General features: G+C 40.8%; 13 protein-coding genes. All 13 read right to left on the bottom strand.

All coding sequences use genetic code 11. The annotated features are described in order from the left end of the window. Positions 1 to 114: 114 nt before the first annotated feature. On the bottom strand, positions 115 to 897 hold the full coding sequence (gene speD / locus QZ548_RS04410; RefSeq protein WP_105093984.1) for an adenosylmethionine decarboxylase: 783 nt from the start codon (positions 895 to 897) through the stop codon (positions 115 to 117). Between the two features lie 87 nt (positions 898 to 984). Beyond that, positions 985 to 1,482, bottom strand: a complete 498-nt coding sequence (locus tag QZ548_RS04405; protein WP_295782912.1) for a metallophosphoesterase — start codon at positions 1,480 to 1,482, stop codon at positions 985 to 987. A gap of 66 nt (positions 1,483 to 1,548) precedes the next feature. Beyond that, positions 1,549 to 2,124 carry an XTP/dITP diphosphatase gene (locus QZ548_RS04400; protein WP_295868618.1) on the bottom strand — a complete coding sequence of 192 codons (576 nt, stop codon included), beginning with the start codon at positions 2,122 to 2,124 and terminating at the stop codon, positions 1,549 to 1,551. A 1-nt stretch (position 2,125) separates the two neighbouring features. Beyond that, positions 2,126 to 2,881 (bottom strand): ribonuclease PH, encoded by a 756-nt coding sequence (gene rph, locus QZ548_RS04395; protein ID WP_227721499.1) that lies wholly within the window; start codon positions 2,879 to 2,881, stop codon positions 2,126 to 2,128. Positions 2,882 to 3,082: 201 nt separating this feature from the next. Continuing rightward, positions 3,083 to 4,543, bottom strand: a complete 1,461-nt coding sequence (locus tag QZ548_RS04390; protein WP_295868617.1) for a histone deacetylase — start codon at positions 4,541 to 4,543, stop codon at positions 3,083 to 3,085. After that, positions 4,533 to 6,254: a hydantoinase/oxoprolinase family protein gene (locus tag QZ548_RS04385; protein ID WP_295868615.1), complete on the bottom strand. Its 1,722-nt coding sequence runs from the start codon at positions 6,252 to 6,254 to the stop codon at positions 4,533 to 4,535. The genes QZ548_RS04390 and QZ548_RS04385 overlap by 11 nt, the downstream gene beginning before the upstream one ends. Before the next feature lie 71 nt (positions 6,255 to 6,325). Beyond that, positions 6,326 to 6,976: a coenzyme F420-0:L-glutamate ligase gene (locus tag QZ548_RS04380; protein WP_295206244.1), complete on the bottom strand. Its 651-nt coding sequence runs from the start codon at positions 6,974 to 6,976 to the stop codon at positions 6,326 to 6,328. Positions 6,977 to 6,988: 12 nt separating this feature from the next. After that, positions 6,989 to 7,528: a hypothetical protein gene (locus QZ548_RS04375; protein ID WP_295868613.1), complete on the bottom strand. Its 540-nt coding sequence runs from the start codon at positions 7,526 to 7,528 to the stop codon at positions 6,989 to 6,991. 12 nt (positions 7,529 to 7,540) lie between these two features. Then, positions 7,541 to 8,350: a glutamate racemase gene (gene murI, locus QZ548_RS04370; protein ID WP_295868610.1), complete on the bottom strand. Its 810-nt coding sequence runs from the start codon at positions 8,348 to 8,350 to the stop codon at positions 7,541 to 7,543. Further along, complete coding sequence (locus QZ548_RS04365; protein ID WP_295868608.1) at positions 8,343 to 8,762, bottom strand: thioesterase family protein; 420 nt, start codon at positions 8,760 to 8,762, stop codon at positions 8,343 to 8,345. Before QZ548_RS04365 ends, murI begins: the two co-directional genes overlap by 8 nt. 118 nt (positions 8,763 to 8,880) lie before the next feature. Continuing rightward, a complete protein-coding gene (locus QZ548_RS04360) occupies positions 8,881 to 9,225 on the bottom strand; it encodes a YkvA family protein (RefSeq protein WP_295868605.1) in 345 nt (114 codons plus the stop codon). 19 nt (positions 9,226 to 9,244) lie between these two features. Further along, positions 9,245 to 10,096, bottom strand: coding sequence for a hypothetical protein (locus QZ548_RS04355; protein ID WP_295868602.1), 852 nt, complete (start codon positions 10,094 to 10,096; stop codon positions 9,245 to 9,247). Positions 10,097 to 10,233: 137 nt separating this feature from the next. Next, positions 10,234 to 10,671 (bottom strand): SDR family NAD(P)-dependent oxidoreductase (locus QZ548_RS04350; RefSeq protein ID WP_295868599.1); only part of this gene is annotated, 438 nt, incomplete at its 5' end.

Below are 10,671 nucleotides of genomic sequence, written 5' to 3'. Positions count from 1 at the left end.
TAATAAAAATGATAATTAAATAAAAAGTAGATAAGCCATACACTGCTTATCTACTTTGGTATTGTATACACATTATCTAATAGGACAAAGAGCATACAGAATATACATTTTTATTTATGCTTTTACGGATGGCAAATTACGACCATAGAAAATTTCCATCATTTCTTGTTTTAATTGATGTTTAATTTGTTTGATTTCTCGTTCACTCAATTCAGATTCAGTAATACCAAATAGGTAATTATCTAAATCAAATTCTTTTAACATCATTTTTGTGTGGAAAATATTTTCTTGATATACGTTCACATCAATCATGTTGTACATGTTGCGAGTTTTTGCATTGATGTAGTTTTGGATAGAGTTGATGCGATGATCGATATAAATTTTCTTGCCAGATACGTCACGTGTAAAGCCACGAACATGGTAGTCCAATGTGAGGATATCGGAATCAAAGCTTTGAATCAAATAATTAAGTGCTTTAAGAGGAGAAATCTGACCACATGTAGATACTTCAATATCGGCACGGAACGTACTAACCCCTTTGTGCGGATGACTTTCAGGATAAGTATGTACAGTAAGATGAGATTTATCAAGATGCATAACTACATCTTCTTTTTCAATTTCCTCTTCAGAAATCAAAATTGTTACGGATGCGCCTTGTGGATCATAGTCTTGTTTCGCTACATTAAGGATATTGGCACCAATAATATGGCTAACCTCTGTTAAGATAGCTGTTAAACGATCTGCATTGTATACTTCATCAATGTACTGAATGTATTGTTTTTTCTCTTCTTCTGTACGAGTATAACAAATATCATAAATATTAAAACTCAATGTCTTTGTGAGATTATTAAAACCATATAATTTCATTTTAGGCTTTGCTTTAACTGGTGTATCCATGATATGTCATAACCCTTTCCATGCATAGACTTACTATTTTTTCTGAAAGCTTTTCAAACCGTATCAGAATAAGCTTTCACCATATAACTAAACAATTTCTTGTTTATACACAAACTCTACATCAAACTGACCATTATCGTAGGTAACGATGGCAAAGGTACCACCGGAGCGATCACGAGCTAACGATATACTGCCAGGATTCACAAATACCGCATCACGGACACGAACCTCACCATGATGATGGCTATGGCCAGATACGATAAGGCGCGCACCCATATCAGTTCCTAACTCAATTAGTTTTTGTATACGATTATAATATGATACCTCATGACCATGAGTCATGTAAATATAGGTATCCTCTAGCGGGATCAACTGTTCTCGCGGCTCAAGAGGTTGTACACGGTCGTTATTACCACGCACTGCATACACAGGAATATCCGTATGTTCCTGCATATAGCGCGCATCATCACCAAAGTCACCGGCATGAAGCCACATATCAATGTCTTGATCTGCTGTAGCCTCCAAGACGAGGTCAATATCCTCTAGATACCCATGAGTATCACTTAAAATACCAATTCGTTTCATTTTATAAGTTCTCTAATACTATTATATTACATATTTATATGAACTATACCATATAGTTCGAAAATATCAAAGCTTGTTAATTAATTCGCGTAATGCACGGCCACGATGACTAATCTTTTCCTTTTCTTCGATGCTAAGTTCAGCCATTGTTTTCTTGAACTCAGGCACATAGAAATACGGGTCATAGCCAAAGCCGTTATCCCCTTTTGGCTCATCTTGGACAAGGCCATCACAATAACCTTCTGCTGTCACTTCACGGCCATCAGGATATACAAGAGCTAAAGCACATACATAATGACCTGTGCGGTCACTTTTACCTTGAAGCTCACGAATCAATTTTTCATTATTAGCTTGATCATCGCCATGATGACCTGCATAACGAGCAGAATATACACCTGGTGCCCCATTGAGAGCATCTACAGTAATGCCAGAATCGTCAGCAAGGCATGGACGATTCGTAGCCTTTGCATAGTAGTGAGCCTTTAAAAGAGCATTTTCCATAAAGGTTGTACCAGTTTCCTCCGGTTCCTCGATGGAAACGACCTCTTTTACTGGCACACAATCAATAGATAAATGGGAAAAAGCCTCAGAAAACTCACGAATCTTTCCTTTATTGCCTGTAGCAAGTACGATTTGTTCCATATTACACCTCCGGAGCTGTAGGATATACCTTACCTACTTTATCTGCTGTCGCGCCAAGTACTTCACGTTGTTTAGCCATGAGCTCATCGGTAGCAGCCTCTGCCAAATCAAGTAATGCATTGAGTTCATCACGGTTAAAGGTACCGTGTTCACCTGTACCTTGTACCTCAACCATGTTGCCAGAACCGGTGCGCACCACATTCATATCCACGATAGCGGCACTATCTTCTTCATAGCAAAGATCTGTAATAGGACCGTCAGGACCAATACCTACGGAAATAGCGGCACAAAAATCAGTAATTGGGAATTTGCCTGCTCCACCAAAGGTGAAGTCCACCGCATCAACGAGGGCCACAAAGGCGCCTGTAATAGAGGCTGTACGCGTACCACCATCGGCTTGAATAACATCGCAGTCAATCGTAATAGAACGTTCACCAAGTGCTTCAAGGTCTACGACAGCGCGCAACGCACGGCCGATAAGACGTTGAATTTCTACGGTACGACCTGTTTGTTTTCCCTTAGCAGCCTCACGGCTTACACGAGTTTGCGTAGAACGTGGCAACAAGGAGTATTCTGCTGTTACCCAGCCTTGACCAGAACCTTTTAGCCAGCGCGGCACAGAATCCTCAACAGTAGCCGTGCAGATAACCTTAGTCTTACCGCACTCAATGAGTACAGAACCTTCTGCATACTCTGTAAAATTCCGTGTTATTTTAATAGGTCGCAATTGACCTGCTGTTCTATTATCGCTGCGCATAGGAACCTCACCATTCTAAAACTAAACATTAGAACGCCCCTTACACAAAGGGGCGTTATTTCTTCTTATTATATCACAATTTAACTATTTTTTATTACCATGAATCAGATTATAACGTCCGTTACAAACACAATTTGGTGCATTTACATAAAAAATTATTACCATATTATAAGAATCTCTACGATATTATAAAAACTACAATCATAATTCATACTGGCCTTCGCCGAGTGGGTCTACCACAACATAGCGGCTAGCTCCACCTTCTGCTTTAGCCCGTTTAGCCTCTGCAATCGCATCTTGACGAGTACGTTCGTCCGCTTGCCAAGGGATAAACATAGCATATACACTTTGTGGTCCATAAGGTCCATATTGGCCTCGTGAAAGTACGCTATGCCATCCTATTTTATCTTCGTACATGCGAACCTTTTCAAGGCGTTCCTCTTGTACACCCGTTTCGTCATAGTACACATTGTAACGGTTCGACCATATATCACCTACGCCAGTGCGTTCCTCTTCGGCCATCTTATGTCGATTAGCCCATTGCACCTTCCACTTAGCAATAAGATCATCAATATAAGCGGTTACGTTTTGGCTTTGCTTATATTTAACAGGGTCAAAGGCAGGTTCTACGACCTTGCTGTAATCAAGGCCTGCCATGGATAAGATGATACCTGTATTTACATAGGGCAACGCCTCTTGTACAGAATAACCACCTTCTAATACGGCTATATCGGCTTGCAATAAATCCACTAGCTCCGCATAGCCCTTTGCAGTAACCTGCATATTCGCTAAAGGATCACTAAAGTGATTATCTTGTCCTGCAGAGTTGATAACAATGTCTGGATTAAACTCTTCTAAGATAGGTAATACGAGTTCACGCATGACCTTCATCAAGCCTTCGTCACCAGTACCTGGCGGCAATGGGATATCTATATTGCCACCGATGGCTTGTGGTCCACCGAATTCATCCATAAAGCCGGTGCCAGGATATAGTGTGCGTCCATCTTGGTGGAAACTAATGTATAGCGTATCTGGATCATGATAGAACACATCTTGAGAACCATCGCCATGGTGTACATCTGTATCTACTACAGCCACCCGTTTAATACCATAGGTCTGGCGCATGTGCTGGATCATGACGGCTTCAATGTTTATGGTACAGAATCCACGAATACCATGAACCATGGCCATCGCATGATGCCCTGGCGGTCTTACTAAGGCAAAGGCACGATCTACTTCGCCACGCATAACCGAATCAGCAGCTGCAATAGCACCGCCCGCTGATACACGATGTGCTTCCGTTACCCAGGACTCCAAATCAGGAGCTCCCACATGGACGCTCTCTATGGTATCCCAATCGGCTACGATAGGATTATATTCTTTGATATTAGGTATATCTAATAACCCTTCCTCTACGATTTGATCCCGAGTGTACAGTAATCTCTCTTGTCGTTCTGGATGGGTTTCAGAAATCTTCCAGTCAAAGGCAGGGAAAAACACTAGACCTAAACTATGTTTTGGTGCATTTTCATCAGTATTTACCGCATGACTTTTATTTGTATCAGCATTTAATGCGTCACCTACATTTGAATTGGTATCCTTATTCATACCGGCCTGTCCAATTCCTTGACGTTCCCGATAGGATAGTCCTTTATTCCACATACTGTTTCACCCCCGCTGCTAGTTGTACTTTCACGGTGATTAACCGTTCCATCGATTGCCAGCCCTCTACTACAGGGAAGTCTTCGATACTAATCACCTCTATATCTTGGTCCTTACCAAGGCCTAACCGCAATGCTTCTTCACTAAGGGCCTCCTTAGCGCGTTCCACAACTTGTTCTACCCGCTGTAAGGTACACGTTTGTTGCTTAATCCCTAATTCAGGAATGACCAGTAAGCGCCGTTTTGTATCGACATGAACCGTAAGTTCGATAGTCGATAACGCTAGGGCTGCACCGATAGCATTAGCTACGGCTGCATTTTCTGGAATTGTAACAGGCAGATTCAAATACTCTCCAATACTTGGGCCTAAACTAGGCGCCGTACCACCTACCACAACGATTTGGGCAGGTACAAATACATCAGGATTTACAATATCCGCCACCACATAGATAGGTCGTTTATTCTCTGCCGTTACTACCTCATCTATGCCATGTTGAATTGTCTCTAATGCCTTATTAACTATTAATCGTGCCACATTAGAAGCCGTAATAGAATCTGCTAATTGCTGTTTAGCTTTAGTAGAGTCAAATGTTGAGCTATCATGTAATGACGCAGGTAAGCTATTAGCTAATGCCTCCATAGATTGCACAGCTAATTCAACATCACCATAGCTTGCATAGCCCAGTACAATGAGTGCATCCCCCAAGGTAGGTTCCGCACCGCCTAAAGCCACTGATGGGCCCACTCGTTCAGGACCAACTGTAATTTCGCCATCTATAATGCGAACCACTGATTCACCGCCAATTCCGACGGAGGTAACTGCAAAGGATCGCACCGCACTTGGGTACTCTCGGATGGATACACCATTTTTGGTCATCAATGGTTTGCCATGCTTCCACAGAGAAATATCTGTAGTGGTGCCCCCAATATCTAATGCAACAGTATGCTCTTCACCAATTGCACCAAGGGCAGATAAGCCAAGCACAGTGGCTGCAGGTCCTGTAAAAGCAGTCTCTACAGGCCGACTCACCATATGCTCCATAGGTAAAGAACCGCCATCAGCTTTCAAAATATGGAGAGGAGCCTTAATATTACGAATGCTAAGGGCCTCTTCAACATTACGTTTAAAAATAGTAAATACCGGTGTAACAGCACTATTAAAATAAGCGCTAATGGTACGACGAGGGAAATTCAATGAACCACTTAATAAACTACCATTAGAAATGGTATTATACTTATCTTTCAGTTCTTCTGTTATCGATAGTTCCTCTTGAGGATTTCGTACCCCAAATTTAGCAGATACAGCGGCTAAATCAGTGCCACTGTGAGATTGAACCATTTTAGCAACATCACGAACTGCATTTGTAGGTGTCCGTTCCACCACAATCCCTCTATGGTCCGTATAGCCTTGAAGATATATAGGACTCACAGGGAATATATCATCCACATTACGGCCAGGCCCAGTTACTACGTAGAGATCTACAACTTGTTCCTTCTCTTCTACAATGGTATTTGTTACCACTGTAGTGGATAGAGTAACTTGTTCAATATTTGATGTATTACAGCCTGTCAAAACTGCATCTAATGCCTCTCCTATGCCTTGCATTAGATTATCCTTTGTAGTCCGTCTTTTAGCGGATGCTACTACACGATGACCGTCGATGATGACCGCATCTGTGAAAGTACCACCTACGTCTAAACCTAGTAACATATAACCTCCTTTAACTTTCACAATATATAAAAAGGCTGTACCCATCTCTATGTGATGAGTACAGCCTTCTGTTATTTACCAGATACAGATGCGTAATTTTTAATGATAACAATCGGAGTCATTTGGCTATCATTACCAAATGGATTATCAATCAATAATTGTGCAATTTTGTTACCGTCAATGCCACGGCTCGTACCTAATACAGCGGAACGTTTCAAGTCATTAACGTCTGCTACAACGGCGCCGTAACAGCCTGTGCGAGATACGATTTTCTCAGCCACTTTATCTGGATCCTTTGGACCAAATACAATGTGCTTATCAAATGGAGGCATTGTGCCAGTTACGTCATCCGTTAAGGATGCCGCACGAGCAATTGCATAGAATACACCTGGTTTGCGGAAAATTTTAGCAATAGCACCTAAAATAAAGGCACCTAATACTTTCCATTTACCATCCAAGTTCATAGCGGATTGCATGCCATAAATGGATGCCATAGAACCATCTGGATGGATAAAACGATTGATCAAACGAGCTTGCCAGCATACATCTAGCTCTTCAGGACGTGTAAAACGACCTTGTGTAATAGCTACTACAGATTCAGCTACACATACGATATCTTCAGGTCCAATGTTATGACCGCCAAATTCAACGATAGCATCCACGATGTCATCATTATCTGTAAGAATACGTGTTGGCACACATACTAACTCTAATTCTGCCATTGTTATGCCTCCTTATTGAACCATTGCTGCTTGAACTTCTTCAGCAGTCAAACGAATACGTTGTTTATCGATATGATAATCTGTACGGCCTACGATTTGGTAGTAAATATCGATGTCCATATAAGGGAAGCCCTTAATATCTTCACGAATATTGCCATTTTTACCGGTCAATGTGACGAACACACGAATTGTACCGCCTTTACGGGGTTTGATGATAACTGCTTCAAAATAACCATCATGACGAGGACGGTTAATATCCATAGCCCATGCATTGACTTTCACAGCATCAAAATGTTCCTCTGGTAACAATGGACGAGGGAACAAATCCATAATGGTACCAAGTTGACGACCTTTGTTCACGAATGGAATGTCGCAGAACAAGGTAATGGATTCAAAATTACGATCAGATACTTGGAAGTTTGTTGCCCGTTTTGGTAATAGAATAACCTTTTCATTACCTTGTTTTAATACAAACAAACGGAATAATAAATACAAAGCTGCAATAATAACAATAATTGCTATTACTGTGCTTAGGACGTTATAAAACCACATAGGGTATCTCCTTTATAATGTAATATGTTCAATGGTACGACGACTGTTATCAAGGAATGAAGCACTCAATGTATCTCCAAGCTCTACATCCTTTGTAAAATACAATGTCACAGTACCTGCAGATTCTTGAGGGTTAAATAAATCTTTGCTCTCTAATCTACGACGAACTAATTCACTCGTTTCAAAAGCAGGGTCGATAAATTGAATCCTCCCTGACGTTAGTTCCTCTAGCAAAGGTTGTACAAATGGGAAATGAGTACAGCCCAACACTACGACCTCAATTTCTCGAGACAATAAAGGCTCTAAATAATCAGTACATACATCACGTACAAAGAAGTCATCTAAATGACCTTGCTCAATGAGGCCGGCTAATTCAGGACAAGGTTGTTCCCAAACAAACACTTCATGATCAACTTCAAGTGCTACATGTTTATGAATATGACTATTCACAGTCGCTACCGTCGCCATGATACCAATCGTCTTGCTTTTGCTTTGACTAATCGCTGTTTTCACACCTTGTGACACACCAATAACTGGTACAGATACGCGTTCGCGCACCGCATCAAGGGCTACAACAGTAAACGTATTGCAAGCAATGACCATCAATTTAACAGGCTGTTTTTCAAGAGCCTCTGCAATATGGCAAGCCAAATATGTAATTTCATCATCACTGCGATTACCAACAGGATTATTAGCATTATCGCCAATGTAGATAAAATCTTCGTGAGGGAATTGTTCTTGTAATACCTTCAAAACAGATAGGCCGCCTACACCAGAGTCAAAAACCCCTATAGGCAATCGTTGTAGTTGTACATTACTCATTAGGCATCTCCTCAACAGCTGCTAACATAGGCTGATAAAAAGTGTCGTCTAATCGTACAATTTTACCTGTAGATTTTGACATAAATGCGTTTTTAGTTTCCCCTGTCGCTAGAAGTGCACCATCACTAGCACGGCGCATACGATAGCGGAATACCATTTGAGCACGCGTCATCTTGACCAAGTATGTTTCGATGTGAAGCTCATCATCGAAATTTGCAGGCTCTTTATAATTGCAGGATACATTCATAATAGGGAATACAATATCTTCATTCATCATATCCCACAGGGTTACACCGATTTCACGAAGGAATTCAATACGCGCCAGCTCAAACCATCTGAAATGATTACTGTGGTGCGCAATACCCATCATATCGGTTTCGTAAAAACGTACCTTTACTGAAGCAATATGCATACATTTTTCCTTCTCTTTTCATAGAATACAATCTTCATTGTATATCTATTACTTTAGCGTGTCAAATTAATAAAGGCAGTTCAACCACAGAGGATCAAACTGCCTTACTTGGTAAAAGCTAGTTACTGTTACCAAATGGGAAGTATTTTTTTGCATCTTCTTGATGGCTCGTTTTAATATAACGATTCGCAACCTTAAAGGCAAGTCCTAGTACCGCCACATCATCTATCCATCCTAATACAGGGATTGTATCTGGAACAATGTCAATCGGTAACACGAGATACCCTAAGGCACCAGCAATGACTGCTTTTACATATTTAGGAGTGTCCTTATCACGCATGCATAGGAACAAGGTCACTGCTCGTTGTACAAAGGCAAGCTTTTTACCATATCGCCCTAAGAAAGCGACAAATTTTGATTCGTTAAAATACTTACCATATGTAATAATTTTTAATGGATTCATCGTAATAATCCTTTAGCGCCTATTTGCGCAAACCACCAATTTTATCTTTTGCTGTGTTAACAGTATTTGCAGCAACATCTTTTGCTGTTTCTACAGCATCATTAGCTTTAGTTTTTGCAGTTTCTACTGCAGCTTGTGCAGAAGCTTTAGCCACTTCTACGCCACCTTTAGCTAATTCTTTAGCTACATCAATATTTTCTTTAGCAGCGTCAATTTTATCTTTTGCTGCATCAGATACTTTCGCCACAACTTCTGCTGCATTGTCATGAAGTTGATATTTAGTTTCTGTATTCCATTTATCAATAGCAGGTGTTACTTTTTCTTCGTAAACTTGTTTCAATGTTTCTTTAGCAAGACCTGTTTCATTAGCGATACCGGCCCAAACGTCGCGTTGACCTTGTGTGAAAGGAATGCTAGCGCCTGCATCACGGATGATGTCACCAGCAATAGCTTTACCGCTTTCAAGGAATTCAGCAACCATTGGTTTATAACGTTCGATATCAGAAGGCATACCATCTTGAATCCAGATATGTGCAATTTTACCAATTGCATATGTCAAACCGACAGCAACAGGTACACGAACTGCTTTAAGAGGGATCAAAAGGGATACAGCAGCTGTACCTACAGCTGTGCTAAGACCACCAACTAGACCCACTACGGCACCAGATTGCAATTCTACATCATAAAGATGTGCAATGCGAGTTACCATATACGTTGCATTAGCGCACAAAGCAACACTGCTGAATTTAGGGGACAATGCTAAAGCCGCCGCACGACCTGCACCCCAGAAAATAAATTGTTCAACTTGATAGTCACGATCTTGAGAACCATCCATAAGTGGCTCAAGTGTTACGCCATTATATTCTGCCATAAGTATTCTCCTTTGTTGTGAACCAACTATAGGTCATATTATTAGTATTATTATACCATTCTATTGATAGAAGTGAAATGAATTTTTGTAATTATCTATAGATTTAAAAAATAAAATAACTTCCAATATTTTCTATATTACCAACTAGTGAGACCACCGTCGATAGTCCATGCTGCACCTGTTACAAAGGACGCTTTATTACTCAATAAAAATACAATTACTTCCCCAATTTCATGAGGCTTACCAATACGTCCCAATGGATAGTGTTGGCCCATTTCAGCCTTTGCAGTAGCCTTATCTTGATGAGTATTAGCAATCTGTTTATCTACTAAGGATGTATCTACATCACCAGGACATACGCAGTTAACGCGAACACCATGCGGTGCCATCTCAAGGGATAAAGATTTTGTAAAGCTCACTACTGCCCCTTTAGATGCGCCATATACAGAACAAGCTACATTGCCTTGCAAGCCCGCATCGCTAGCAACTGTTACGATGCTCCCCTTAGCAGAACGTAAGTAAGGAAGAGCCGCTTGGCACAAAAACACAGTGCCTTTTACGTTCGTTCCAAACAG

The sequence above is a fragment of the uncultured Veillonella sp. genome (genome assembly GCF_915069625.1).
In the GTDB taxonomy this organism is placed as follows: Bacteria; Bacillota; Negativicutes; order Veillonellales; family Veillonellaceae; genus Veillonella.
Note: the sequence above shows the minus strand (reverse complement) of the source record. Positions and strands in the feature narration are given on the sequence as shown.

What these genes read in the sequence shown, in the direction of transcription:
- speD (WP_105093984.1), bottom strand. Translation starts at nt 897, where the DNA reads ATGGATACACCAGTTAAAGCAAAGCCTAAAATGAAATTATATGGTTTT.
- QZ548_RS04405 (WP_295782912.1), bottom strand. Translation starts at nt 1,482, where the DNA reads ATGAAACGAATTGGTATTTTAAGTGATACTCATGGGTATCTAGAGGAT.
- QZ548_RS04400 (WP_295868618.1), bottom strand. Translation starts at nt 2,124, where the DNA reads ATGGAACAAATCGTACTTGCTACAGGCAATAAAGGAAAGATTCGTGAG.
- rph (WP_227721499.1), bottom strand. Translation starts at nt 2,881, where the DNA reads ATGCGCAGCGATAATAGAACAGCAGGTCAATTGCGACCTATTAAAATA.
- QZ548_RS04390 (WP_295868617.1), bottom strand. Translation starts at nt 4,543, where the DNA reads ATGTGGAATAAAGGACTATCCTATCGGGAACGTCAAGGAATTGGACAG.
- QZ548_RS04385 (WP_295868615.1), bottom strand. Translation starts at nt 6,254, where the DNA reads ATGTTACTAGGTTTAGACGTAGGTGGTACTTTCACAGATGCGGTCATC.
- QZ548_RS04380 (WP_295206244.1), bottom strand. Translation starts at nt 6,976, where the DNA reads ATGGCAGAATTAGAGTTAGTATGTGTGCCAACACGTATTCTTACAGAT.
- QZ548_RS04375 (WP_295868613.1), bottom strand. Translation starts at nt 7,528, where the DNA reads ATGTGGTTTTATAACGTCCTAAGCACAGTAATAGCAATTATTGTTATT.
- murI (WP_295868610.1), bottom strand. Translation starts at nt 8,350, where the DNA reads ATGAGTAATGTACAACTACAACGATTGCCTATAGGGGTTTTTGACTCT.
- QZ548_RS04365 (WP_295868608.1), bottom strand. Translation starts at nt 8,762, where the DNA reads ATGCATATTGCTTCAGTAAAGGTACGTTTTTACGAAACCGATATGATG.
- QZ548_RS04360 (WP_295868605.1), bottom strand. Translation starts at nt 9,225, where the DNA reads ATGAATCCATTAAAAATTATTACATATGGTAAGTATTTTAACGAATCA.
- QZ548_RS04355 (WP_295868602.1), bottom strand. Translation starts at nt 10,096, where the DNA reads ATGGCAGAATATAATGGCGTAACACTTGAGCCACTTATGGATGGTTCT.